This is a genomic window from Streptomyces sp. NPDC005728 (genome assembly GCF_040630895.1).
Taxonomy (GTDB): Bacteria; Actinomycetota; Actinomycetes; order Streptomycetales; family Streptomycetaceae; genus Streptomyces.
Genome location: NZ_JBEXYL010000004.1, coordinates 194621 through 220420, shown reverse-complemented (window position 1 = coordinate 220420; position 25800 = coordinate 194621). Strand labels below are relative to the sequence as shown.

Sequence of the window (25800 nt, the reverse complement as noted above, 5' to 3'; positions counted from 1 at the left end):
GTTTCCATCCCTCAGAGGGCTCCACAGTTCAACTGTTCAACTACGGCGTACGCCCGGCGCGCGGACAAAACGGTCGGGCGCCCGCGGAATGCCTTCATCCGACGGGCGCCCGGAGCGGGAAGCTCAGCTGCCCCGTGTCAGCTGCCTCCGCCGCATCCGCCCCCGCCGCACGAGGAGCCCCCGCCGCACGAGGAACCTCCGCCGCAGGACGAGTGACCGCCCCCGCAGGAGTGGTGGCCGCCCGTGTGGCCGCCGGAGTGGTGGCCGCCGGACGACGAACCGCCGTCCGAGTCACCGGCCCACCAGCTGCCGCCCCCGTCGGACGACGACGAGGACGACCGGCGGGCCACGAACGCGACGAGCCCCACGCAGACGACTGCGACTACCAGGACGATGAAGACGGTACCCATGGCGTCACCCTCTTTCCGTTTCTTTCCGTTCCCCCGAAGCGGCCCCCGTGGACGCCTCGCCCGTTGCCGCCTCTCGTGCGGTGAACGGGGGATGCCCTGCCGTCCCCGCCGTCAAAGCGGAGTTGAGGAAGTTCTGAGGGTCCCCTTGCGCCCAGGGCCTGTCCGACCCTGTTCGCCGGTGGCCGGGTGACGACGACCCGCCAGATCACCGCATCGGCTGCTGCGAACTTCCACGCCAGTTCGTGCATAGGGGCGTGCGGTATCTCGGCGGTGAACACGCCGATCCCGTCGCCGCACCGAGACCCGGCAAGGGATTTTCCGGCGACGGTGATGTTGAACTTGGAGGGGTCTGCGCATGTCCACATCACCGTGGTGGATGAGGCTTTCCCCGCCGGCGCGGGAAGCGTGACACCGCCCGCACCGTGCCCCTGAGCGAGACATGAGCTCGGCTACTGACCAGGGACTACGAATCAATCGCGCACCCGCGAGAACGTGGCTCTTTTCATACCCTCTTTGCTCAATCAAGTGAATTCGAAGGCTTGATCCTTGAACTCAAGGCATGGCTTTTCAGGGCGGGCGGGATCAGGGCCCCGGCGGCGGGATCGCGGCACGCACGGCGTGCTCGCCCCGTCCGCCGTCCGCCCCTCGGAGGGCCGTCAGGACGGCACGTCGGTTGAGGAAGCCCGGAGCCTGGGCGCAGGATGGCCGGCATGACCTTCTCCGCGCGCCCGCACCTCAACCGCCGCCTCGCCGAGTTCGGGACGACGATCTTCGCCGAGATGTCCGCCCTCGCCCTGTCGACCGGGTCGATCAACCTGGGCCAGGGCTTCCCGGACACCGACGGCCCCGAGGAGGTCAGGGAGGCGGCCGTGCGCGCGCTGCGCGACGGGCGCGGCAACCAGTACCCGCCGGGTCCGGGCATCCCCGAGCTGCGCACCGCGATCACCGCACACCAGCAGCGCCGCTACGGGCTGTCGTACGACCCCGACACCGAGGTGCTGGTCACGGCGGGCGCCACGGAGGCCATCGCGGCCTCTCTGCTGGCGCTGCTGGAGCCGGGCGACGAGGTCCTGGCCCTGGAGCCGTACTACGACTCCTACGCGGCGTGCATCGCGATGGCGGGCGGCAAGCGCGTGCCGGTGACGCTGCGCCCGTGCTCCGAAGGAGGGGCTCGCTTCCGGCTGGACCTGGACGAGCTGCGCGCGGCGGTCACGGACCGCACCCGGCTGCTGCTGATCAACACCCCGCACAACCCGACCGGCACGGTCCTCACGCGCGCGGAGCTGGCCGCGATCGCCGAGCTGGCGGTGGAGCGGAACCTGCTGGTCGTGACGGACGAGGTCTACGAGCACCTGGTCTTCGACGACGCCGAGCATCTGCCGCTGGCCACGTTCCCCGGGATGCGCGAGCGGACGGTGACGATCAGCTCGGCCGGCAAGACGTTCTCGTTCACCGGCTGGAAGGTCGGCTGGGTGACGGCGGACGGCCCGCTCGTCTCCGCCGTGCGGACGGCCAAGCAGTTCCTGACCTACGTCAGTGCGGGCCCGTTCCAGTACGCGATCGCCGAAGCGCTGCGGCTGCCGGACTCGTACTTCGACAGCCTCCGCGCCGACCTCTGCCGCAAGCGCGACCTGCTCGGCGACGGTCTGCGCGCGGCCGGGTTCACGGTCTACCAGCCCCAGGGCACGTACTTCATCACCACCGACATCACCCCCTTCGGCGAGAAGGACGCCTACGCCTTCTGCCGCGCGCTCCCCGAACGCTGTGGCGTCGTTGCCATCCCCAACTCCGTCTTCTACGACGACGCCGACGCCGGCCGCAGCCAGGTCCGCTTCGCCTTCTGCAAGAAGGACGACGTTCTCCACGAGGCCGCCGGCCGGCTGCGGAGCCTGGCGGCCTGAACGGGAGTGAGGAGCGGCCGCCGACCGAAGGGGGAGTGCGGTCGGCGGCCGCCGTCGTGCGCCCGGCCCGTCAGGCGTACGGGTCGAACGTGATGCCGCCGGGCCTGGACTTGTTGAGGTGGTCGCCGAACTTGGAGTCCTGGAGCGGGAAGTTGGCGTCACCCCAGTCGGAGCCGTTCAGGACGTCGCGCAGGTTGGACGGCATGTTGTCCCAGGTGAGCAGGTTCTCCTGGTGCCACGCGCCGGTGTCGTTCTCCGGCGTCTCGCCCGACTTGGCGAAGCGGAAGGCGTGGGTGCTCGCGCCGTCCTTGTGGTAGACGGCCTCGACGCGTTGGCCGCTCATCGGGACATCGGCGATCGGGTGGGTGCTGAAGCCGCCGTGCGCGGAGGCGGACAGGTACGACGGGGTGCTCGCGCCCTGCTTGACCCAGACGACCATGCACTCCCAGTCGTGGCGGTGGCCGATGCCCGGGGAGGCCTCGTCCTTCTCGAAGTAGCTGGCGTAGATGATCCCGCACCAGCCGTTGTTGCACTTGGCCCGCGCATAGGTGTTGGCGTGGCCGAGGTGGTCGGTGCGGCATCCACCGGTGATCGAGCCGGTCGGCTTGAGACCGCCGTTGAGGTTGCCGTCCGGGTCGATGGCGGCGGCCGGGTAGCAGCTGTCCGTGTCGTAGTCGTACACGGGCTCGAAGGTCTTCTGGAACGTGGTCGCGTTCTCGGGCAGGTTCTGCAGCACGCCCGCGGAGGCGCTGCCCGACAGGGCGACGGCGAGGGCGGCGGCGCTGCCCGCGACGGCGGCGGCCCTGCCGAGGCGGAACGGCCTTCTGCTGTTGACGGCTTGGGGCATGGGGGAGGCTCCAGTCAGTGGTCCACTTGCACCGGACATGACATCCGGGTGCGGAGCCAGAGACTGGCAGCCCGAGGGCTCGGAGAAAGGGCTTTCCGTCAAACACGGGAGGGATTCCCGCCGAACTGATCAAGGCGAGGCCCGGGTGACGGAGCGGTTGCGGCACAGCGGTGCATGGTCCGGGGGCGGTGCCCCCGGACCGGGTGGGAGTCGCTTACTCCCCGTCGTCCTCGGGCTGCTCCGAGTCGTCGACGTCCTCTTCCAGACCGAGCTGCTCGACCAGCCACTTGTCGAACTCGATCGCGGCCCGCACCCAGCTGACCGTGGAGGAGACGAAGTGGTTGAGGTCGACGCCGGTGCCGATCAGCATCTGCGCCTCACCGATGAGACGAACAGTGCCGTCGTCGTGGGTGTGGGTGTACACCTTGGGCCACAGCGTGCGGCGGTTCCAGTCGTCGGCGGACTCCAGCAGCTGCGGCTTCTCGTCGATCTTGTGGGGGCGGTCGTAGAAGGTCCGCACCGAGAAGACCGCCTGCTCGTCCTCCCCGCGGAACATGAAGTAGGTGCGGAACTGCTCCCACGGCGCCGCGAGGTCTCCCTCTTCGTCGACGACGTACTTCAGCTCCATCTGGTCCAGGAGCTGCTTCACGAGGTCCTGATCCGGGACGACGGGGCCCGCCGGTCCTTGCGGCTGCGGCTCGGGCTGGCCCCCGAAGTTCGGAATCGAGGACGGGTCGATGGTCACCGTGATTTTCCCTTCGTACGGATCCCGCCATCCTCCCCCATGCGGGGAGGGGGGTGGCAAGCCCCGACGGAGCCTGTCAGCCGTCGGCTGACATGATCCGTCCGGTCGGGTGGAGGGCACGCGAACGAGGGGGATCGGTATGGCGGCACGGAGGCGCACCAGATGGGGCCTTGTCGCGGTGCTCGCGGCGCTTCCCGCACTGATCGTGGTGTGGCTGGTCGCGATGGTGGTGAAGTTCGCGACCTCGGACTATCCACTGGGCGGGGGCCCGGAGAAGGTGTCTTGCGCCGAGGCGCTGGACTTCGGCGGGGCGAGGCTGCCGGAGGGGGCGTACGACGCCGAGTGCACGGTGCGGGCCTGGATGGACACCGACTACGAGGCCACCTTCCGGATGCCGCGGGCAGGGGTGCACGACTGGCTGACGGGCACCTATCCGAAGGGGCCGGCGCCCGGCACGGAGTTCTGCGACGAGGGCGCGGATCTCTGTCTGAACCTGGACTCCGAGGACAACCCGCCTCCGCCCGGCGTCGGGGCGAACGCGGTCGTCGTGAACGTGACCTACGAGGGCACCGGCACCGCGCGGGTGGACTTCACGGCGTTCACCGTGTGACGCGGGTGAGTGATGATGCAGGCATGCGCATACCAAGAGCGGTGCGGTGGGGGTTGTGGGCGCTGTGGCTGGGCTGCCTGGGGTTCTCGATCTGGTGCGGCTGGGCGCTGTATGTCGCCATGAGCAGCGTCTGAACCGGCCGCCGGAACGCGACGGGCCCGTCGACCACGAGGGTGACGGGCCCGTTCGACGGGAGCGCGGCTACAGCGTCTTCCCGGTCGCCGGGCCCACGATCAGGCCCTCGCCGAAGCGGTCCACGCGGACCGTGTCGCCGTCCTTGATCTCGCCGGAGAGGATCTCCTTGGCGAGGCGGTCGCCGATGGCGGTCTGCACGAGGCGGCGCAGCGGGCGGGCGCCGTAGGCCGGGTCCATGCCCTCCTCGGCGAGCCAGGCCAGTGCTTCCGGAGTGATGTCCAGGGCGAGCCGGCGTTCGGCCAGCCGCCGCGCGAGCCGGTCGATCTGGAGCCGGGCGATCCGGGCCAGCTCGTCCTTGCTCAGGGCCGAGAAGACCACCAGGTCGTCGAGCCGGTTGAGGAACTCCGGCTTGAAGGAGGTCCGTACGACCTCCAGGACCTGCTCCTTCTTCTCCACCTCGCCGAGCACCGGATCGACCAGGTACTGGCTGCCCAGGTTGGAGGTGAGCACCAGGATGGTGTTGCGGAAGTCGACCGTGCGGCCCTGACCGTCCGTCAGGCGGCCGTCGTCCAGCACTTGCAGGAGGATGTCGAAGACCTCGGGGTGGGCCTTCTCGACCTCGTCCAGCAGCACCACGCTGTAGGGGCGGCGGCGGACGGCCTCGGTGAGCTGGCCGCCCTCCTCGTAGCCGACGTAGCCGGGGGGTGCGCCGACCAGGCGGGCCACGCTGTGCTTCTCGCTGTACTCCGACATGTCGATGCGGACCATGGCCCGCTCGTCGTCGAAGAGGAAGTCGGCGAGCGCCTTGGCGAGTTCGGTCTTGCCGACGCCCGTCGGGCCGAGGAAGAGGAAGGAGCCGGTCGGGCGGTCGGGGTCGGCGATGCCGGCCCGCGAGCGCCGTACCGCGTCCGACACGGCCCGGACGGCCTCGCTCTGGCCGATCAGCCGCTTGCCCAGCTCGTCCTCCATGCGCAGCAGCTTCTGCGTCTCGCCCTCCATCAGGCGCCCGGCCGGAATGCCGGTCCAGGCGGCGACGACGTCGGCGATGTCGTCGGAGCCGACCTCCTCCTTGACCATGGTGTCCCGGGCGACCTCCTCCTCGGCCTCGGAGGCGGCTTCCAACTCCTTCTCCAGCTGCGGGATCTCGCCGTACAGCAGCTTGGCCGCGGTGTCGAAGTCGCCGTCGCGCTGGGCGCGTTCGGCCAGGCCACGCAGGTCGTCCAGCTTCTCCTTCAGCTCGCCGACCCGGTTGAGGGACTGCTTCTCCTTCTCCCAGCGGGCGGTGAGGCCCCGCAGCTCCTCCTCCTTGTCGGCGAGGTCACGGCGCAGCTTCTCCAGGCGTTCGCGGGAGGCCGGGTCGGTCTCCTTGGCGATCGCCAGCTCCTCCATCTTCAACCGGTCGACGGAGCGCTGGAGTTCGTCGATCTCGACGGGAGACGAGTCGATCTCCATGCGGAGGCGGGAGGCCGCCTCGTCGACCAGGTCGATGGCCTTGTCCGGCAGGAAGCGGGAGGTGATGTACCGGTCGGAGAGGCTGGCGGCCGCGACCAGCGCGCTGTCCGCGATCTGCACCTTGTGGTGGGCCTCGTACCGGCCCTTCAGACCGCGCAGGATGGCGATGCTGTCCTCGACGGTCGGCTCGGCGACCAGCACCTGCTGGAAGCGGCGCTCCAGGGCGGGGTCCTTCTCGATCCGCTCCCGGTACTCGTCCAGCGTGGTGGCGCCGACCATGCGCAGCTCGCCGCGGGCCAGCATCGGCTTGAGCATGTTGCCCGCGTCCATGGCGGAGTCCCCGCCGGCGCCGGCGCCCACGACGGTGTGCAGCTCGTCGATGAAGGTGATGACCTGCCCGTCGGAGTCCTTGATCTCGGCGAGCACGGACTTCAGCCGCTCCTCGAACTCGCCGCGGTACTTGGCGCCGGCCACCATCGCGCCGAGGTCGAGGGAGACCAGCCGCTTGTCCTTCAGCGACTCGGGCACGTCCCCCTTCACGATCCGCTGGGCGAGCCCCTCGACCACGGCGGTCTTGCCGACGCCGGGCTCGCCGATGAGGACGGGGTTGTTCTTGGTCCGACGGCTCAGCACCTGCACGACCCGCCGGATCTCCTGGTCCCGCCCGATGACCGGGTCCAGGCGGCCCTCGCGGGCCGCGGCGGTGAAGTCGGTGCCGAACTTCTCCAGGGCCTTGTACTGGCCCTCGGGGTCGGCGGTGGTCACGCGACGTCCTCCCCTGGCCTTCTGGAAGGCCTCCTGCAGCTTCTTCGCGTCGGCGCCCTGGCGCTGGAGCACCTCGCCGGCCGCGCCGCCCTTCGCGGCGATGCCGATCAGCAGGTGCTCGGTGGACAGGTACTCGTCACCGAGCGTCTTCGCCCGCTCGCCGGCGTCCGCGAGCACCGCGAGCAGCTCGCGGTTCGGCTGCGGGGGCGCGACGGTGGAGCCGGTCACGCTGGGCAGCGCCGCGAGCACCCGCTCGGCGCCGGAGCGTACGGCGACCTGGTCGGCCTCGACGGCGGCGAGCAGGTCGGTGATGTTCTCGTTCTCCTGCCCGGCGAGCAGCGCGAGCAGCAGGTGGGCAGGCGTGAGGTCCGCGTGCCCCGCGGTCACGGCCCGGTTGCTGGCCGCGTTGATCGCGTCCCGGCTCCTGTTGGTCAGCTCGGCGTCCACGTTCGCGTTCTCCTCCTCGGCACCGGCGCGCAGGCCGTGTCTCCCGCTGCCTCTCCCACTGCTGACCTCAGCAGCGTACACAAAGTTGAGTCTATTCCACTCAAGGTGAGGTTCGGAGGTTCCGGGTGGGGATTGCAGGTTCCTGCAACCCGGTCGGCGTCGGCTAGGTTGCGGGCCATGCCCACCTACTCCCAGGACCCGGCCACCCCGGACGAGCCGTACCTCGCCTTCTGGCGGGAACGGCACCTGTGCACCCTGACGACGCTGCGCCCCGACGGCAGCCCGCACGTGGTGCCGGTCGGGGTGACGTACGACCCCGAGGCGCGACTGGCCAGGGTGATCACGAGCCGGACGAGCGCGAAGGTGTCCCACGTCCTCGCGGCCGGGGGCGAAGGCGCGCGGGTCGCGGTGTGCCAGGTGGACGGCCGGCGCTGGGCCACGCTGGAGGGCCGGGCGCGGGTGCGCACCGAGCCGGAGCGGGTGGCGGAGGCGGAGCGGCGGTACGCCGAGCGGTACCACCGGAAACCCCGGGCGAACCCTGCCCGGGTGGTGATCGAGATCGAACTGGAGCGGGCGCTCGGGCACGGCTGAAAAAGGGCGGTCACCCGGTTGTTTTTCAGCCACTGCGAAATCGCTCGCACACCCGAAATATCGCCACAAACTGCAGCGGCGTCACCGTGTTCAGGTCACGGTGACGCCGCTGCGGGGGGAAGCACCTGAGCGATCTTTTACGACGGGGGAATCGCGTCAGGCACTGCGGGGGGTGGCCGAAATGGTCCTTACATCCGAAACATCCGGTTCTGCCAGCCGGTGGTCTCGTTGGTCCAGATTCACAAAGATCATGCCGTATCGGATGGCACACCGGACCGGCTGCGGCGCCCCGCGGGGCTTGCGCAGGCACCGGTAGGCCCTGACATCCTCGTCGTCGTCCCTGGTGACGACGACCGGCTCGCCGAACACCGTCACCATCAACGAGTCACCACTGTGGGGGATGGCGGTGACCAGGTCGATGAAGTGCCAGCCCGAGCGATAGGCCGTGGCCATTTCGCGTCGGAAGGAGCGGTCGTCGGGTGGAGTGGTCACGTCAGCTCCACGCGGTGTCGTCTGGGAAGGCGGCAGCGGTGCCCGTGTCGGTCTGGTCTGTTTTGGCCGTGATAGACCAAGCGGTGTCCGCTCGCACGTCACCCTTCGCGCCAGAGAGGCCACTCAGCGATCCGAAGGCCACAACGGCGGAGAAGGCGGCGACAAGTATCGAGCGAAGCATTCTCTTTCGCATAGTCGGCTTCGTCCTCACTTGAAAGTCCCCTCTTCCCCCGTCGAACAAGACGATGGCTCATTCGGGCACGTCATGGCCACACAATCAGTGCATCATGTTCCTGCATGTTCAGGACCCTGGGGGGTGGAGATTTGGTGACGAATCGCATTAAAGAGACACATCCCCATGCCTTGACGGATCTGTGCGAGGCAGGCAGCCGCCTCTACGCGAACGCGCTGCGCACGGGACGTGTCGCCCGCGCAGACGTCGAGATCGCCCCCTGTCTGATGCAGTTCGACCTGCTCCATCCCGACCCCGACGACCCGAACTGGCTGCGGCCGGTCCCCGCGTCGGTCGCCCTGGCCCAGCGGCTCAACCCCCTCGAGCGCGAAATCACCGAGCGCCGGAAGTTGTCAACCGAACTTGCTGAGGCGTTCGAGCCGTTCATGGCCCTCAGCGCCCAGGAGACCACATCCACGCACTCCGTCACTGTGCTGGAAGGTCTCGACCGGATCAACGCGGCACTCGACCTTGCCACGGCCCAGTGCCAGAACGAGGTCCTCACGGTCCAGCCGAGCCACCGCCACCCCGAGCGCAGGCTCGTCGAAGCGCTCGACCGTGACAAGCCGTTGATCGAGCGGGGAGTCCGGATCCGGACCCTCTACCAGCACACCGCCAGGTACAGCCCCGAACGGCTGGCCTGGGTGGACCAGTTCGCCAGCGGCAAGGTGGAGTACCGCACCATCGACGAACTGGTGGAGCGGCTCATCATCTGCGACGAGACCGTGGCGTTCATCCCCATCCGGGACGACCGTCAGGTGGCCCTGGAACTCCGCCACCCCGGCCTGGTCAGCTACCTGATCAAAGTGTTCGAGTTCATGTGGAACCGCGCGGTACCGCTGAACGCCGGCGCTCCCTACGAGACGGCCCCCGACGGCATCACCGACATCCAGCACTCCATCGCCAAGCTCCTCGTCGAGGGCCATGTCGACGAGGCCATCGCGCGCCGCCTGGGCATGAACGTGCGCACCTGCCGGGCCCACATCGCCAAGCTCGCCCAGGCCCTCGGCAGCGGCAGCCGGGCACAGCTCGGATTCCTCATAGCGCAGTCAGGGATCCTGAACCAGGAGCACTGAGGAGGGATCCTGCGTTGACCGGACAGGCGCACAGCCACGACGCGGAGGAGTTGTGCGAGGCCGGCCGCGAGCTGTACGCGCATGCCCTGCGAGAAGGCCGGATACCGGCGAGGGACACGGCCGCGGCTCCGTGCCTGGTCGACTCCGGACTGCTGCACCCTGCCCTCGACGACGCGGATCTGCTGGAGCCGGTCGCCCCCGTCGCCGCCCTGAACCGGATGCTGCGCGGCTCCCGGGCCCGGATCGCGGACGAGCACCGCCGCGAGGACCGGCTGGTGGAGCAGTTCGAGCCGCTGCTGCGGACGGGCGGACCGCGGGCCGCCGGCGCCCAGACCCCCATGCTGCGCCTGCACAGCGGCACCCAGCGGATCAACCGGGCCATCACCGAGGCCATGGCCGAGGCGCGCCAGGAGGTTCTGGCCGTGCAGCCGCACACCGGCCTCGCCGGTCCGCGCGGCGAGGCCGCCCATGACGTCGCCTACGACCGCGACCAGCAGCTGCTCGACCGCGGCGGCCGTATCCGCACCCTCTTCCAGCACACCGTGGTCCATCTGCCGGCGGTCCACGCCCACAACGAGCGGCTCGTCGGCGACATCGAGGCCCGCTGCCTGGACGAGCTGACCGACCGGCTCCTCGTCATGGACCGCACGGTGGCCTTCGTCCCGGCCGGCGACGACGGCAGGCTCGCCCTGGAGGTACGCCACCCCGCGCTGGTCACGTACTTCGCGACCACCTTCGACCGGCTGTGGCGGCTGGCGACGCCGATGTACCCGCAGCCGGTCCGGCGCCCCACCCTGAACGGCGTCACGCCCCGGCAGCGCGCCATCGCCCGGCTGCTGATCGAGGGACACACCGATGCCGTGATAGCGGACCGCCTCGGCATGAACATCCGCACCGCCCGCGTCCACATCGGCAAACTCGCCGCGACCCTCGGCAGCGAGAGCCGGGCCCAACTCGGCTTCCTGATAGCGGGGTCCGGAATACTCGAGCTGGAAGAGGCGGCCCGGTGAACCATCGCGAGCACGGGATCGAGGAGCTGTGCGAGGCGGGCGCCAAGCGGTACGAGCAGGCGCTGCGGGAGGGCCGTATCGGCGCGGCGGACGCGGCGGACGCCCCCTGTCTGACCGACCTCGGTCTGCTGCACCCGGCCCTGGAGGACCCGGACCTGCTGGAGCCGGTCGCCCCCGCGGCCGCCCTGCACCGGCTGCTCAGCAGCTCGGCGGCGCGCGTCGCCGACGAACGGCGGCGGGAGGAGCGGCTGGTGGAGCAGTTCGAGCCGCTGCTGCGGATCGGCCCGCCGCACGCCACGGGCCCCGCGCCGGACAGTCCGGTGCTACGGCTGCACAGCGGCACCGAGCGGATCAACCGGGCCATCACCGAGGCCATGGCCGAGGCCACCGAGGAGGTTCTCACCATCCAGCCGCACGCCGGGCTCACCGGCCCGCGCGGCGAGGCCGCCGCGGCGGCCGCCCTCGCCCGCGACCAGACGGTGCTGGACCGCGGTGCCCGGATGCGCGGCCTCTACCACCACAGCCTGCGCCATCTGCCCGTCGTGTACGCCGGCTTCGAGCGGCTGCGGGGCGACATCGTGACCCGGGGTCTCGACGAACTGCCGGACCGGCTGGTCGTCATCGACCGCGCGGTGGCGTTCGTGCCGGCCGGCGACGACGGCCGGATCGCCCTGGAGGTGCGCCACCCGGCCCTGCTCACGTACTTCGTCACGGTCTTCGACCGGCTGTGGCGGCTGGCCACCCCGATGTACCCGGAGGCCGTCCAGCGCCCCTCTCTCAACGGCATCACCGCGCGCCAACGCGCCATCGCCGCCCTCCTCGTGGAGGGCCACACCGACACCGCCATCGCCGACCGCCTCGGCATGAACGTCCGCACCGCCCGCGTCCACATCGCCAGGCTCGCCGCCGCCCTCGGCAGCGAGAGCCGCGCCCAGCTCGGCTACCTCATCGCACGCTCGGGGATTCTTGACCAGGAACCCTGAGCGCGCCGGGCGCGTCCGGCGGGCCGGCCTGCGGGGGCCTGTCCAGACCCACCTGTGCGATGCGTACGCCCAGTTGGGTACGGCTGGCCGCGCCCAGGGTGTCCGAGAGTCGGGCGATATGGGCCCGGCAGGTGCGCACACTGATACCGAGCCGCTCGGCGATCACCGCGTCCTGGTGGCCCTCCGCGAGCAGCGCGGCGATGGACCGCTCGCGGTGCGAGATGCCCTCGATGCCGGTGTCCGGCAGCGGGGCGGTCAGCGGCAGCGCGAGGCGCCACAGCCGCTCGAAGACCGTGACGAAGTACTCGACCAGGGCCGGGTGGCGCAGCTCCAGGGCCATCGTGCGCTCGGTGTTGGCGGGGATGAAGGCGACCGTGCGGTCGAAGAGGATCAGCCGGTCGATGACCTCGTCCAGGGTCCGGGCCTCCACCGCGTCACCCATCAGCTCCAGGTAGTTGAGCAGCCCCTGCCCGTGCCGGGCCACATGCGTGTACAGGTCGCGCATGCGCACACCCCGGCCGCGCAGCGCCAGCGCCCGGTGCAGTCCCTCGGTCAGCTCGGCCTCGCGCCGGATGCCGCCGGGCTGCACGGTGAGCACCTCCGTGGTGCACGCCTCGGTCGCCTCGTCCATCGCGGCCTGGATGCGGGAGAGCCCGTCCAGCACCCGGATGGCCGTGCCCTCAACCGGTGCCGACAGCGCCTGCAGCTGCCGGCCCAGACCGGCGTACCACTCGAACGCGGACACCGCCGAGCCCACCCGCCGCTGGCTCTCCCTGACCTCGTCGTAGACCCCGCGCAGCAGCCGGGTCATGACCTCCTGCGGGGAGGTAGGCACCAGCCAGTCCATGTCGTCGGGATCCGGGTGCAGCAGGGCCAGTTCCAGCAGGCAGGGCACCGGCTCCGCGTCCGTGCGCGGCACCCGTCCCCGTCGTACGGCCCGGGAATACACGCGATCCCCGGCCCCGCACAGTCGGTCGGCACCGTGTGGATGCTGCTCCGCCCCGTGCCCGGCCATCGCCCATTCCACCCCCGGTTTGCTGCCACTTCCGCAGCGCAACTATGCGCGGCCGGGACCGGGTCCGCAACACGGCTCTCTCTGCCGTGCACGCCGTTATGGGCTCTTTTGCGGTGGTATCGTCCGGCCTCCGCCCGTCGCATTGCAACAAGCTGACGGTGGTGGGGCACAGGTCACCACGGCATCGTTGATCTCGCTTCCCCCGGGTGCAGCCTCACCCGGAGTGGTCCCGGTCGGACTCCCCCCGTTCGGCCGGGACCGCCGTATCGCGTCCACGGGGGTGGCGCGATGCGGGAGGGCCGCTCAGCATGTGACGCGGCGAGCAGCCGCAGACCTTCCGGCTCTCGCCGCGTCATGTGCGCCCTGGTCCGGGCCTTACTTCAGGCCGATCGCCGCGCAGGCCGCCTTGTACTTGGCGGTGCAGATCTCGCCGACGGTGTAGATCCCGTCGGAGATGACCGTGTCCTTGATCTTGCTCTTGGTCAGGGCGCTCACCTGGACCAGCTTGGACGGGATCTTCTTCTCGGTGGGGCTGTCGACCTTGTCCTGGGTCAGGGCGTCGAACTGGATGTCCTTGCCCTGCACCTTGGTGACGGCCATCTGGGCGGCGGCCTCGGCCTCGTCCGGGTAGGACTTGTAGACGCTCATGTACTGCTCGCCGGCGACGACCCGCTGCACCGCGTCCAGTTCGGCGTCCTGGCCGGTGATCGGGGGCAGGCTGGTGACACCGGCCGCCTTCAGCGCCTTGATGACACCGCCCGCCATGCCGTCGTTGGCGGCGTAGACCCCGGCGATGTTGCTCTTGCCGATCTTGTTGATCGCCTCGGTCATTTCGGCCTCGGCGTTCTCCGGCTTCCAGTCCTTGGTGTCGAAGGTATCCGCGATCGTCACCTTGCCGTTCAGCTCGGAGAGCGCCCCCTGCTTGAACTGCTTGGCGTTCGGGTCGGTGGGCGAGCCGTTCACCATGACGACCTTGTCGGAGGTGTCGGCGTTCGAGCCCAGCGCCTCCAGCAGCGAACGGCCCTGCACCTCGCCGACCAGCTCGTTGTCGAAGGAGATGTACGCGTCGATCGGGCCCTCGGCCAGGCGGTCGTAGGCGATGACCGGAATGCCCGCGTCCTTGGCCTTCTTCACGTCGCCGGAGATGGCGTGCGCGTCGACCGCGTCGAGCAGGATGATGTCGACCTTGTCGCTGATCATCTGCTGCATCTGCTCGGACTGCCGGGCGGCGTCCGCGTCGGCGTTGGCGTAGCTGACCTTGCCCTTCTTGTGGGTCAGCTCCTCGACCTTGTCCTTGATGATGGGGTAGTCGAACTTGTCGTAGCGGGTGTTCGCCTTCTCCGGGAGCAGCAGGCCGATGGTGACGTCGTCGCCCTTCGTCGGGCTCGCGCTCGCACCGTCCCCCGTCGCGTTCAGCACGCCGCAGCCGGCGAGCGAGAGGGTCATCGTGGATGCGGCCACGGAGATGGCTATACGACGCATTCGAGGGCTCACTTCAGGTGCGTTCCGGACAAGGGCGCTGCATGACGGCCCAGGTGTCTCAAAAGACAACGCGGAGGGCACACCCGGCGTCAAGCGGAACTACTTAACGAGTGCGCAACAGCACGCTCTGCTGTCCCTGTGAAGGAGGAGCGGAATCACCTCCAAACCGTCTTTACGGACCCTCCACCCAAAGGGAGTTCACGGGCAGGCAAAGATCAGTACAACCAACTCCAAACCTCACGAGTCGTGATCACCGGCGGCCTGCGCCGCCTCCCCGACTCGACCAGAGGATCGAATGAACCCAGCCAGACGCGCGATGGCGGCAGCCGTCGCGCTCTCCGCCGTCGGCAGCGCGCTGAGCGCCCTCGCGACCCCCGCCTCCGCGGCGACGAGCTGCGCCTCACCGCCGTACACCCGCATGTTCTACGCGAACACCACCTTCTCGGGCGCACCGAAGAAAACCGACTGCGACGGCGCCGTCGACCAGAACTGGGGCACGGGCGCTCCCGCCACCGGCCTGCCCAAGGACAACTTCGGCGTCCGCTGGACCGTGACCCGGGACTTCGGCTCCGGCGGCCCCTTCTCCCTCCCGGTCGCCGTCCAGGACGGCATCCGCGTGTACCTCGACGGCGTGCGCAAGGTCGACCTGTGGAAGAACGTCTCCTCCACGGTCAAGAAGACCGCCGACATCACCGTCCCCTCCGGCAAGCACACCCTCCGCGTCGACTACGTCAACTGGACCGGCACCGCCAACGTCTCCTTCACCTACCAGCCCCGCACCTCGGCCACCGTCGACAAGGTCAAGCCCCTGACCCCGACAGGCACTTCGGCCTCTTACGACAGCACCACCGGCAAGGCCGGTCTGACCTGGGCGAAGAACAAGGAGATGGACCTCGCGGGGTATCGCGTCTACCGGCGCCCGAAGGGGTCCGCGTTCGGCAGCAGGCCGCTCGCGGCAGCCACCGCCACCTCCTACACCGATGTGCCACCGAAGACCGGCGAGACCTACTACTACGAGATCCGCGCCTACGACAGAGCCGGCAACGAGTCGACGGGCACCGCGGACCAGGGGGTGACGACCCCTGACAAGACCCCGCCCGCCGCGCCGACCGGGCTGCACGCCAGGGTGACCGCGGGATCCGTGAGCCTGACCTGGGACACGGCCGACGCCACACACACGTACCGCCTCTACCGCGCGACCGCGCCCGAGGGACCCTTCACACGGATCGCCGACGCACTGGACAGCGCCTCGTACCGCGATACCTCGGCCGACATCCACCTGCGCCAGTACTACCGCGCAACAGCCTCCGATGCCGCCGGCAACGAGTCCGCCCCGTCCGCGACGGCCGACACGGGTGTGCCGGACACGACCCCGCCCGCCCAGGTCACCGGCGTGACGGCGGAGGGAACTACGGCCGGCAACGCGGTGCGCTGGCAGTCCTCCGCCGACGCCGAGCATTACGAGGTGTGGGCTGCGCCCGACGGCGGGGAGGACCCCGACGGCCCGACCACGGCCTTCGGTGCCTCCTACAACGACGGGACGGCGACCGCCGGTACCGCCGTCACGTACCGCGTCCAAGCCGTCGACTCCTACGGGAACCTCTCCCCCGTGTCCGAACCGATGACCACGATCCGGCCTGCTCCGGGCGGATCGGCGGCCCCCACAGGCGTGACGGGTACCCCGCGCGACAGCTCGACCGACATCGCCTGGGACCACCCGCCGGACGGTAACCCGTACGGCTACCGCGTCTACCGCCGCACCACCGCCTCCGCCGCCTGGCTCCGGCTCGGCGACTCGGCGACCACGGCCAACCGCTTCTCCGACACCGAGGCGATGGACGGGGCCGCCGACTACTACGTGGTCGCGCTCGACGCGCAGGGCCACGAGTCCACGCCCTCCGCCGTCGTCACGGTGCACCGGGAGACCCCGGCAACGCAGACCGCACCCGCGCCGCCGACGATCGAACTGTCCGCCCCGTACACCGAGTGCACGGCCGACGACTGTGCTCCCCACGGCGGTACCGGCGTTCCGCTCACCGTGACGCTGAAGCAGGACCGGCTGGTCAGCGGCTACACCTACCGCTTCACGAACGACGGCAGGGGCTACCGGACAACCGACCGGCCGACGATCACCTGGACGCCGCCGAGCCCCGGCTTCTACGTCTTCGATGTACGGACCGTGGACCGCTACGGCCGCCCCGGCCCGTTCACCAGCATCAGCTTCAAGGTCGGGTGACCCACAGACGAAAAGCGAAAGGGGCCCGGAATCCGGGCCCCTTTCGCACAGGCACACGTCAGTCCGAGGACTGCTGCCGCTTCGGCCGCCACACCACGAGCGCGCTGGTCTGCTGGACCTCCTGGTACGGGACCAGGTCGCGGCGGTAGGACGCGTGGACCGCGGCCTCGCGCTGCTGCATCGCAGCCGCCGCACCGTCCAGGGCCGCCTCCATCTCCGCGACGCGGGACTGGAGCGCGGCGACCTGGTTCTCCAGTTCGATGATCCGCTTGATGCCGGCCAGGTTGATGCCCTCGTCCTGCGACAACGCCTGCACCTGGCGGAGCAGTTCGATGTCGCGGGCCGAGTAGCGGCGGCCCCGCCCGGCGGTGCGGTCGGGAGAGACCAGGCCCAGGCGGTCGTACTGGCGCAGCGTCTGCGGGTGGAGTCCGGAGAGCTGGGCCGCCACCGAGATGACGTAGACCGGGGTCTCTTCGGTCAGTTCATACGGGTTACGCCGACGGCCGGGTGTGTCCATGGGGCTCTCAATCTCCCTTCGCGGCCTCGAACAGCTCCGCCCGCGGGTCCTCGCCCGCGGTCGCCTCGCGATACGCCTCCAGTGCGTCACGAGCCTTCCCCGAGAGGTCCTTGGGAACACTCACCTCCACGGTGACCAGCAGGTCGCCGCGGGTGCCGTCCTTGCGGACCGCGCCCTTGCCCCGGGCGCGCATGGTGCGACCGTTGGGCGTGCCGGGCGGCAGCTTCAGGGTGACGGCGGGGCCGCCGAGGGTCGGGACCCGGACCTCGCCGCCGAGGGCCGCCTCGGCGAACGTCACCGGCACGGTGACGGTGAGGTTGTCGCCCTTGCGCCCGAACACCGGATGCTCGCCGACGTGCACGACCACGTACAGGTCGCCCGCCGGGCCGCCGCGCTCGCCGGGGGCACCCTTGCCGCGCAGCCGGATCCGCTGCCCGTCCGTGACCCCGGCCGGGATCCGGACCTGCATCGTGCGGGACGACTTGGCGCGGCCGCTGCCCTTGCACTCCAGGCAGGGGTGCTCGGCGATCAGGCCGCGGCCCTTGCAGTCCGGGCAGGGGTCGGTCAGCGAGAAGCCGCCGCCCGAGCCCCGGGCGACCTGCCCGGTGCCGACACAGGTCGGGCACACGCGCGGGGTGCCGTTCTTGTCGCCGGTGCCGGAGCAGGCCTTGCACGGTGCCTGGGAGGACATCCTGAGGGGCACCGTGGCGCCCTCGATGGCCTCCGTGAAGCTCAGCGTGACCTCGGACTCGATGTCCTGGCCGCGCCGCGGCTGGGTGCGGGTGCCCGTGGCGCCACCGCGGTTGAACAGGCCCCCGAAGACGTCACCGATTCCGCCGCCGAAGCCGCCTCCGCTCTGGGTGTTGCCCCCGAAGAGGTCACCCAGGTCGAAGTTGAAGTTGCCGCCGCCGGCGCCCGGCCCGGGGCGGAAGCCTCCGTTGCCGAACAGGGCGCGAGCCTCGTCGTACTCCTTGCGCTTCTTGGCGTCACCGAGGACGTCGTTCGCCTCGGAGATCTCCTTGAAGCGCTCCTCGGCCTTGGCGTTGCCCTTGTTGGCGTCCGGGTGGAACTCGCGGGCGAGCTTCCGGTACGCCTTCTTGATCTCGGCCTCGGTGGCGTCCTTGGGGACGCCGAGGACCTTGTAGAAGTCCTTCTCGATGAAGTCCTTGGTGCTCATCCCCGACGCCCCTCCTTCCTGTCTTCAGTGATTACGTCAGCCCTCCTCCGGGCCACCGTTCTCCTTGTCGTCGGCCGGGACCGCCTCGGTCTGCTCCTCGGCGCCGTCGGCCTTGACGGTCTGCGCGCCGGGCTGCGGCTCGGCGACGGCCACCCGCGCGGGGCGGATGGTGCGCTCGCCGATGCGATACCCGGGCTGCAGGATGGCCACGCACGTCGTCTCGGTGACGTCCGGCGCGTAGCTGTGCATCAGGGCCTCGTGGATCGTCGGGTCGAAGGGCTCACCCTCCTTGCCGAACTGCTGCAGGCCCATCTTGGCCGCGACGGTCTCCAGCGACTCGGCCACCGACTTGAAGCCGCCGACCAGTTCGCCGTGTTCCCGCGCGCGGCCGATGTCGTCGAGCACGGGAAGAAGCTCGGTCAGGAGGTTCGCGATGGCGATCTCCCGGACCGCGACCCGGTCACGCTCGACGCGGCGGCGGTAGTTCTGGTACTCGGCCTGGAGGCGCTGGAGGTCCAGCGTGCGCTCGTTCAGTGCCGTGCGCACCTGGTCCAGCTGGGCCACCAGACCCACGTCTGCTGCTACGTCCCCGGCCGGGGCCGCCCCCTCTTCGGGAGCGGCCTTCGACTCGGCGTCTTCGGGGGTCGCGCCGGAGGGGACGTCGGGCTTCTCCTCGAAGCCCGGGGTCTCCTCCGTCACGCGGCACCGTCCTTGCGCTCGTCGTCCACGATCTCGGCGTCGACCACGTCGTCGTCGGGGGCCTTGGCCCCACCGGCGGTGGCACCCTCGGGGCCGCCCGCGGCCTGCGCGCCCTGGGCGTCGGCGTACATGGCCTGGCCCAGCTTCTGGGAGACGGCCGCGACCTTCTCCGTGGCGGTGCGGATCTCGGCGGTGTCCTCGCCCTTGAGCGCGGCCTTCAGCTCCTCGACGGAGCCCTCGACCTCGGTCTTGATCTCGCCCGGGACCTTGTCCTCGTTGTCCTTGAGGAACTTCTCCGTCTGGTAGACGAGCTGCTCGCCCTGGTTGCGGGTCTCGGCGGCCTCGCGGCGGGCGTGGTCCTCCTCCGCGTACTTCTCGGCCTCCTGGCGCATCCGGTCGACCTCGTCCTTCGGCAGCGAGGAGCCGCCGGTGACGGTCATCTTCTGCTCCTTGCCCGTGCCCAGGTCCTTGGCGGTCACGTGCATGATGCCGTTGGCGTCGATGTCGAAGGCGACCTCGATCTGCGGAACACCGCGCGGGGCCGGCGGCAGACCGGTCAGCTCGAACATCCCGAGCTTCTTGTTGTACGCCGCGATCTCGCGCTCGCCCTGGTAGACCTGGATCTGCACGGACGGCTGGTTGTCCTCGGCGGTGGTGAAGATCTCGGACCGCTTGGTCGGGATCGTCGTGTTCCGCTCGATGAGCTTCGTCATGATGCCGCCCTTGGTCTCGATGCCGAGGGACAGCGGGGTCACGTCGAGGAGCAGGACGTCCTTGACCTCACCCTTGAGGACACCGGCCTGCAGGGCGGCGCCGATGGCGACGACCTCGTCCGGGTTGACGCCCTTGTTGGCGTCCTTGCCGCCGGTCAGCTCGCGGACGAGCTCGGCGACGGCGGGCATACGGGTGGAGCCGCCGACGAGGACGACGTGGTCGATCTCGTTGATCGAGATGCCGGCGTCCTTGATGACGTTGTGGAACGGCGTCTTGCAGCGCTCCAGCAGGTCGGCCGTCAGCTGCTGGAACTGAGCCCGGGTGAGCTTCTCGTCCAGGTGCAGCGGGCCCTCGGCGGAGGCGGTGATGTACGGCAGGTTGATCGAGGTCTCGGTGGAGGAAGACAGCTCGATCTTGGCCTTCTCGGCGGCCTCGCGGAGGCGCTGGAGGGCCATCTTGTCCTTGGACAGGTCCACACCGTGGCCGGACTGGAACTGCTTGACCAGGTAGTCCACGACGCGCTGGTCCCAGTCGTCACCACCGAGGTGGTTGTCACCGTTGGTGGCCTTCACCTCGACGACGCCGTCGCCGATCTCCAGGAGGGACACGTCGAAGGTGCCGCCACCGAGGTCGAAGACGAGGATCGTCTGGTCGTCCTTGTCGAGGCCGTACGCGAGCGCGGCCGCGGTGGGCTCGTTGACGATGCGCAGGACGTTCAGACCGGCGATCTCGCCGGCCTCCTTCGTCGCCTGGCGCTCGGAGTCGTTGAAGTAGGCCGGGACGGTGATGACCGCGTCCGTGACCTTCTCGCCCAGGTAGGACTCGGCGTCGCGCTTCAGCTTCTGCAGGATGAACGCGGACATCTGCTGCGGGTTGAAGACCTTGCCGTCGAGCTCGATCTTCCAGTCCGTGCCCATGTGGCGCTTCACGGAGCGGATGGTCCGGTCCACGTTGGTGACCGCCTGGCGCTTGGCGACCTCGCCGACAAGCACTTCACCGTTCTTCGCGAAGGCGACGACGGACGGCGTGGTCCTGGCACCCTCGGCGTTGGTGATGACGGTGGGCTCGCCGCCTTCGAGAACGCTGACGACGGAGTTAGTCGTGCCCAGGTCGATGCCGACCGCACGTGCCATGGTTGATTCCTCCAGCTGACTTGAGTGGAACAGGCTCAAGTGTGCATGAGGAGATTCACCCGGTCAACAGACCTGAGTCGGACGGGCTCAACTCTTATCCGTTCCTTACACGCAACTGGCCGCTGACCTGCGTGGACACATCTCGCCGGGTCGACTGGACAGGGATGCGAAGGAGTACGAGAACGACGAGGACCACCCCGCCGACCACCCACAGCGCAGCCCCCTCACCCGTCCATCCGGCGTGCACGAGCACCCCCACGAGCACGGAGGAGAAGGCGCCGGCACCCAGCAGCACGACGGCGCCCGGTGGCGTGAGCCCGAGCCGCCGCAGCCGGTGCGCGAGATGGTCCGGGCCGCGCCTGAGCAGCGGCCTGCGCGCCGCCCCGCGCGCGAGGACCACGAGCAGGAAGTCGGCGGCGGCGACGGCACCGAGGCAGAGCAGCACGCCCGCGGTCGGCCCCAGGTCGTACCCCGCGCGCGTGAAGACGGCGGCCGAGGAGAGCAGGAAGCCGGTGAACAGCGATCCGCAGGCCCCCATGCCGACCCGCGCGGGATGCCAGTTGTGCATCAGGAACCCGGTGAGGGCGGCGGCGAAGACGCTGAGCAGCACGGCCAGCCCGTCCATCAGCTCGGCGGCCGCACAGGCCCCCACCCCGAAGGCGGTGATCACCCCGACGGTGCCCGCGAGCCCGTCGGCGTGATCGAGCCCCTTGAAGGCGAGGGAGGCCACGACGATCCACCCCACGGCCAGGATCCCGCCCCAGATGCCCGTCTCGTCGTACGGCACCACGAAAGCCGCCGCCACCGCCGTACCGGCGACCAGCACCCGTGCCCGCAGCCGCCACACGTCGGCGACCAGGCCCAGCAGGGCGACCCCGGCGCCGGCGGCGAGCAGTTCCCCGACCCCGTCCCCGAGCGGGGCGACCCGCGTCCGCTCACCCGCCCAGGCCACCAGACAGGTGACCGCCACGACGGCCACCCCGCCGACCGCCGGCAAGGGGCGCTGCCGTCTCCGGTCGACGATGCCCGCACGCAGGCCGGGCACCCGGAGCAGCGCCGCGAGCACGGCGGTGAGGAGGAGGGCGGCGGAGGCCGCGGCGATCCCGTAGAGCACGGATCTAAATTAGGGGCGAAGGTAGCAATTTGGTACGAGTAACACGTTCAGATCTTATTCGGATCTTAAGGCAAGCCTCAGCGACGCAGATCACCGCACGCCCGGCTACAGTGCGATCGGGGATGCGGGTAGTCTCAGACGGACTGATTAAGTTACCGCTTAGTAATCTCCCTCGCAGGCCCGAGGAGCCCCGAAATGCAACTCGCCGCGATCATCGTGTCGCTGGTTCTGATCGTGGTTGGCGTGGCCCTGTTCTCCCGCGCCATCCTTCAGATCTTCAACTTCATGCGGCTCGGCCAGAGCGTGCCCGCAGGCACCCGCACCGACGAGCCCGTGCAGCGCACCGTCACCGTGGCACGGGAGTTCCTCGGCCACACCCGGATGAACCGCTGGGGCATCGTCGGTGTCGCGCACTGGTTCGTGGCAGTGGGCTTCTTCACGCTGCTGCTGACGATCGTCAACGCCATCGGCCAGCTGTTCCAGGCCGACTGGATCCTGCCGATCCTCGGCGACTGGGCGCCGTACAACGTCTTCGTCGAGTTCATCGGCACGATGACGATCCTCGGCATCGCGGTCCTGATCGTGATCCGCCAGCTGAGCAAGCCGAACAAGCCGGGCCGCAAGTCCCGCTTCGCCGGCTCCAACTTCGGCCAGGCGTACTTCGTCGAGACCGTCATCCTCGTCGTCGGCGTCTGCATCTTCATGCTGCACGCGCTCGAGGGCGCCCAGCACCACGTGGACGGCTACGAGGCCTCGTTCTTCATCTCGTACCCGGTGGTGTCGTGGCTGGAGGGCATGGACCTCTCCACGCTCCAGAACCTCACCTACTTCTTCGCCGGCCTGAAGATCGCCACCTCGTTCATCTGGATGATCACGGTCGCGCTGAAGACCGACATGGGCGTGGCCTGGCACCGCTTCCTGGCCTTCCCCAACATCTGGTTCAAGCGCAACGCCAAGGGCGAGACGGCGCTGGGCGCACTGCTCCCGATGACCTCCGGCGGCAAGGCGATCGACTTCACCGACCCCGGTGACGACGACGTCTTCGGCGTCTCCCAGGTCGAGCAGTTCTCCTGGAAGGGCCTTCTCGACTTCTCCACCTGCACCGAGTGCGGCCGCTGCCAGTCGCAGTGCCCCGCCTGGAACACGGGCAAGCCGCTCTCCCCGAAGCTGCTGATCATGTCCCTGCGGGACCACGCGCACGCCAAGGCGCCGTACCTGCTGGCCGGCGGCGGCAAGACCATGGAGGGCGAGGAGAAGGCGTCGGAGGAGCAGCTGGCAGGCGTGCCCGCGGCCGCTCTCGCCGAGGCCGAGCGCCCGCTGATCGGCACCGCCGAGGAGAACGGCGTCATCGACCCGGACGTCCTGTGGTCCTGCACCACCTGCGGCGCCTGCGTCGAGCAGTGCCCCGTGGACATCGAGCACGTCGACCACATCGTCGACATGCGCCGCTACCAGGTCATGATCGAGAGCGCCTTCCCCTCCGAGGCGGGCACGATGCTCAAGAACCTGGAGAAGAAGGGCAACCCCTGGGGCCTGGCCAAGAAGCAGCGCCTGGAGTGGACCAAGGAGGTCGACTTCGAGGTCCCGGTCGTCGGCAAGGACATCGAGGACCTCACCGAGGTCGAGTACCTGTACTGGGTCGGCTGCGCCGGCGCCCTCGAGGACCGTGCCAAGAAGACGACGAAGGCCTTCGCCGAGCTGCTCCACATCGCGGGCGTGAAGTTCGCGATCATGGGCGGCGACGAGAAGTGCACCGGTGACTCCGCGCGCCGCCTGGGCAACGAGCCCCTCTTCCAGGAACTCGGCATGGAGAACGTCGCGGCCCTCAACATGGCCTTCGGCGAGGACGACGAGGACGAGTCGACCAAGAAGCCGAAGTCGGCGAAGAAGATCGTCGCGACCTGCCCGCACTGCCTCAACACGATCGGCAACGAGTACCCGCAGCTCGGCGGCGACTACGAGGTCATCCACCACACCCAGCTGCTCCAGCACCTCGTGGACGAGGGCAAGCTGATCCCGGTGACCCCGGTCGAGGGCATCATCACCTACCACGACCCGTGCTACCTGGGCCGCCACAACAAGATCTACACGCCCCCGCGCGAGATCATCGGCAAGGTCCCGGGCCTGCGCAACGAGGAGATGCACCGCCACAAGGAGCGCGGCTTCTGCTGCGGCGCCGGTGGTGCCCGGATGTGGATGGAGGAGCGGATCGGCAAGCGCATCAACAACGAGCGCGTCGACGAGGCCCTCTCCCTCAACCCCGACATCGTCTCGACGGCCTGCCCCTTCTGCCTCGTGATGCTCACGGACTCCGTGAACGGCAAGAAGAACGACGGCAAGGCCAAGGAGTCCATCCAGGTCGTGGACGTCGCCCAGCTGCTCCTCGACTCCGTCAGGACGCCGGTCGACCCGGCGGGCGAGGCGGCGGCCGAGAGCGAGCCCGAACCGGAGCCGGTGAAGTAACGGCCCCCGGAAGGCCGGCAGCGACCGGCCTCTGAGAACCGACGGCGCCCCCTGACCCGCACAGGCAGGGGGCGCCGTCGTGTGCGCTCAGCGGGCTGCGCTGCCCCGTCGCCGTGCCGTCACCGTGCCGTCGCCGTGCCGGGGGGTGCGGGGTGCCACCACCCGGGCCAACCGCGGCGCCCCGCGCTACACCATCCGGTGGCTTATCCCGCCGCAACGTTATCCATGTCACCGTTTTTTCCTATTCATTCCACTATCCAGCTCTTGGTGCTGACAAGTCGTCAGGAGCCCCTGCACCAGGTCAAGGAGAGTGGAGAACGATGACGACATCGCCACGATGGCGATCTGTCCTGGCGTCAGCCGCCATGACTGCCGCGCTGGCCGCAGCCGCGCTGACGAGCGCGGCCACCGCCTACGCCCAGGACCCCACCACCCCCCACCCGCCGTCCCCGAAGGGCCCCGCCCACCCGGGACACCCGGCCAAGGCGGCATACCCGGAGCGCCCGGCCGAGGCGGCGTACCCGGAGCACCCGGCCAAGGCCGCCTACCCCGAGCACCCGGCCAAGGCGGCGTACCCGGCCAAGCCCGCAAACCCCGAGCGCCCGACCAAGGCCGCGTACCCGGACCACCCGGCCAAGCCGGCAAACCCCGAACGCCCGACCAAGGCCGCGTACCCGGACCACCCGGCCAAGCCGGCAAACCCCGAACGCCCGGCCAAGGCCGCCTATCCGGACCACCCGGCCAAGCCGGAGTACCCGGGGCACCCGGCAAAGCCCGAATACCCAGGGCGCCCCGCCAAGCCCGAGCACCCGGCCAAGCCGGCCTACCCCGAACACCCCGCGAAACCCGAACACCCGGCGAAACCCGCATACCCCGAACACCCGGCGAAACCCGAACACCCCGCCAAGCCGGCGTACCCCGAACACCCGGCAAAGCCCGCGTACCCCGAGCACCCCGCCAAGCCGGCTTATCCCGAACGCCCGGCCAAGCCCGCATACCCCGAACACCCCGCGAAACCCGCCTACCCGGAACACCCGGTCAAGCCCGCGTACCCGGCCAAGCCCGTGCGCCCGCAGTACCCAAACAAGCCCGCATACCCGGCCAAGCCCGCTCACCCGCAGTACCCGGCCAAGCCGACCTACCCCGAGCACCCGACGAAGCCCGCGTACCCGGAACGCCCGGCCAAGCCCGCTTATCCGCAGTACCCGACGAAGCCCGCTCACCCGCAGTACCCGGCCAAGCCGGCCTACCCCGAGCACCCGGCAAAGCCCGCGTACCCGCAGTACCCGACGAAGCCCGTCCGCCCGCAGTACCCGAGCAAGCCCGCGTACCCGGCCAAGCCCGCATACCCGAGCAAGCCCGTCTACCCCGCCAAACCGGCCTACCCCGAGCGCCCCGCCAAGCCCGCCTACCCGGCCAAGCCCGCATACCCGAGCAAGCCCGTCTACCCCGCCAAGCCGGCCTACCCCGAGCGCCCGGCCAAGCCCGCCTACCCGGCCAAGCCCGCATACCCGAGCAAGCCCGTCTACCCCGCCAAGCCGGCCTACCCCGAGC

Annotated in this window: 20 protein-coding genes and 1 pseudogene; 9 read left to right on the top strand and 12 right to left on the bottom strand. The window is 69.8% G+C overall.

Annotation, left to right across the window (positions count from 1 at the left end; genetic code table 11):
- Window positions 1–137: 137 nt before the first annotated feature.
- Window positions 138–410, bottom strand: coding sequence for a hypothetical protein (locus ABZ471_RS05475; protein WP_359062670.1), 273 nt, complete (start codon window positions 408–410; stop codon window positions 138–140).
- A gap of 701 nt (window positions 411–1111) precedes the next feature.
- On the opposite strand from ABZ471_RS05475, the gene ABZ471_RS05470 reads away from it, so the two are divergent.
- A complete protein-coding gene (locus ABZ471_RS05470; RefSeq protein ID WP_359062668.1) occupies window positions 1112–2311 on the top strand; it encodes a pyridoxal phosphate-dependent aminotransferase in 1200 nt (399 codons plus the stop codon).
- A gap of 70 nt (window positions 2312–2381) precedes the next feature.
- On the opposite strand, the gene ABZ471_RS05465 is transcribed toward ABZ471_RS05470, so the two are convergent.
- Entirely contained in the window at window positions 2382–3158 is a 777-nt protein-coding gene (locus ABZ471_RS05465) for an NPP1 family protein (RefSeq protein ID WP_359062666.1), read from the bottom strand.
- A 214-nt stretch (window positions 3159–3372) separates the two neighbouring features.
- The gene (locus tag ABZ471_RS05460) at window positions 3373–3903 is read right to left on the bottom strand and encodes a YbjN domain-containing protein (RefSeq protein ID WP_359062664.1); all 531 of its coding nucleotides are present in this window, start codon (window positions 3901–3903) and stop codon (window positions 3373–3375) included.
- A 139-nt stretch (window positions 3904–4042) separates the two neighbouring features.
- Between ABZ471_RS05460 and ABZ471_RS05455 the strand changes: the two genes are divergently transcribed.
- Complete coding sequence (locus ABZ471_RS05455) at window positions 4043–4513, top strand: hypothetical protein (protein WP_359062662.1); 471 nt, start codon at window positions 4043–4045, stop codon at window positions 4511–4513.
- A gap of 201 nt (window positions 4514–4714) precedes the next feature.
- On the opposite strand, the gene clpB is transcribed toward ABZ471_RS05455, so the two are convergent.
- The gene (gene clpB / locus ABZ471_RS05450; protein ID WP_359062710.1) at window positions 4715–7312 is read right to left on the bottom strand and encodes an ATP-dependent chaperone ClpB; all 2598 of its coding nucleotides are present in this window, start codon (window positions 7310–7312) and stop codon (window positions 4715–4717) included.
- A gap of 177 nt (window positions 7313–7489) precedes the next feature.
- Here clpB and ABZ471_RS05445 point away from each other — a divergent pair, with 177 nt between their 5' ends.
- Window positions 7490–7903: a TIGR03618 family F420-dependent PPOX class oxidoreductase gene (locus tag ABZ471_RS05445; RefSeq protein ID WP_359062661.1), complete on the top strand. Its 414-nt coding sequence runs from the start codon at window positions 7490–7492 to the stop codon at window positions 7901–7903.
- A gap of 156 nt (window positions 7904–8059) precedes the next feature.
- Here ABZ471_RS05445 and ABZ471_RS05440 read toward each other — a convergent pair whose 3' ends face one another.
- A complete protein-coding gene (locus ABZ471_RS05440) occupies window positions 8060–8356 on the bottom strand; it encodes a (2Fe-2S)-binding protein (RefSeq protein ID WP_359062708.1) in 297 nt (98 codons plus the stop codon).
- Window positions 8357–8692: 336 nt separating this feature from the next.
- Between ABZ471_RS05440 and ABZ471_RS05435 the strand changes: the two genes are divergently transcribed.
- From ABZ471_RS05435 to ABZ471_RS05425, 3 genes are read left to right on the top strand one after another with little or no spacing between them, the layout of a single operon-like run.
- Window positions 8693–9703: a helix-turn-helix transcriptional regulator gene (locus ABZ471_RS05435; protein WP_359062659.1), complete on the top strand. Its 1011-nt coding sequence runs from the start codon at window positions 8693–8695 to the stop codon at window positions 9701–9703.
- 14 nt (window positions 9704–9717) lie between these two features.
- Complete coding sequence (locus ABZ471_RS05430; RefSeq protein ID WP_359062657.1) at window positions 9718–10713, top strand: helix-turn-helix transcriptional regulator; 996 nt, start codon at window positions 9718–9720, stop codon at window positions 10711–10713.
- The gene (locus ABZ471_RS05425) at window positions 10710–11696 is read left to right on the top strand and encodes a helix-turn-helix transcriptional regulator (protein WP_359062655.1); all 987 of its coding nucleotides are present in this window, start codon (window positions 10710–10712) and stop codon (window positions 11694–11696) included. The genes ABZ471_RS05430 and ABZ471_RS05425 overlap by 4 nt, the downstream gene beginning before the upstream one ends.
- Here the strand turns inward: ABZ471_RS05425 and ABZ471_RS05420 are convergent.
- Both ABZ471_RS05420 and ABZ471_RS05415 read right to left on the bottom strand, forming a co-directional pair.
- Window positions 11659–12711: a LuxR C-terminal-related transcriptional regulator gene (locus tag ABZ471_RS05420; RefSeq protein WP_359062653.1), complete on the bottom strand. Its 1053-nt coding sequence runs from the start codon at window positions 12709–12711 to the stop codon at window positions 11659–11661. The genes ABZ471_RS05425 and ABZ471_RS05420 overlap by 38 nt on opposite strands.
- 375 nt (window positions 12712–13086) lie before the next feature.
- Entirely contained in the window at window positions 13087–14193 is a 1107-nt protein-coding gene (locus ABZ471_RS05415) for a substrate-binding domain-containing protein (RefSeq protein WP_359062651.1), read from the bottom strand.
- A gap of 295 nt (window positions 14194–14488) precedes the next feature.
- Between ABZ471_RS05415 and ABZ471_RS05410 the strand changes: the two genes are divergently transcribed.
- The gene (locus ABZ471_RS05410) at window positions 14489–16429 is read left to right on the top strand and encodes a PA14 domain-containing protein (protein ID WP_359062649.1); all 1941 of its coding nucleotides are present in this window, start codon (window positions 14489–14491) and stop codon (window positions 16427–16429) included.
- A gap of 58 nt (window positions 16430–16487) precedes the next feature.
- Here ABZ471_RS05410 and ABZ471_RS05405 read toward each other — a convergent pair whose 3' ends face one another.
- The 5 genes from ABZ471_RS05405 to ABZ471_RS05385 all read right to left on the bottom strand — a co-directional run bounded on the left by ABZ471_RS05405 (window position 16488) and on the right by ABZ471_RS05385 (window position 21783).
- Window positions 16488–16946 (bottom strand): helix-turn-helix domain-containing protein, encoded by a 459-nt coding sequence (locus tag ABZ471_RS05405; protein WP_359062647.1) that lies wholly within the window; start codon window positions 16944–16946, stop codon window positions 16488–16490.
- 7 nt (window positions 16947–16953) lie between these two features.
- Entirely contained in the window at window positions 16954–18123 is a 1170-nt protein-coding gene (dnaJ, locus tag ABZ471_RS05400; protein ID WP_359062645.1) for a molecular chaperone DnaJ, read from the bottom strand.
- Window positions 18124–18159: 36 nt separating this feature from the next.
- A complete protein-coding gene (grpE, locus tag ABZ471_RS05395) occupies window positions 18160–18822 on the bottom strand; it encodes a nucleotide exchange factor GrpE (protein WP_359062643.1) in 663 nt (220 codons plus the stop codon).
- Window positions 18819–20669: a molecular chaperone DnaK gene (dnaK, locus tag ABZ471_RS05390; protein ID WP_359062641.1), complete on the bottom strand. Its 1851-nt coding sequence runs from the start codon at window positions 20667–20669 to the stop codon at window positions 18819–18821. The genes grpE and dnaK overlap by 4 nt, the downstream gene beginning before the upstream one ends.
- Window positions 20670–20763: 94 nt before the next feature.
- Window positions 20764–21783, bottom strand: coding sequence for an MraY family glycosyltransferase (locus tag ABZ471_RS05385; RefSeq protein WP_359062639.1), 1020 nt, complete (start codon window positions 21781–21783; stop codon window positions 20764–20766).
- A 195-nt stretch (window positions 21784–21978) separates the two neighbouring features.
- Here ABZ471_RS05385 and ABZ471_RS05380 point away from each other — a divergent pair, with 195 nt between their 5' ends.
- Both ABZ471_RS05380 and ABZ471_RS05375 read left to right on the top strand, forming a co-directional pair.
- Window positions 21979–24246: a (Fe-S)-binding protein gene (locus tag ABZ471_RS05380; RefSeq protein ID WP_359062637.1), complete on the top strand. Its 2268-nt coding sequence runs from the start codon at window positions 21979–21981 to the stop codon at window positions 24244–24246.
- Window positions 24247–24611: 365 nt separating this feature from the next.
- Window positions 24612–25800, top strand: a pseudogene (locus ABZ471_RS05375) (hypothetical protein); the annotation flags it as partial.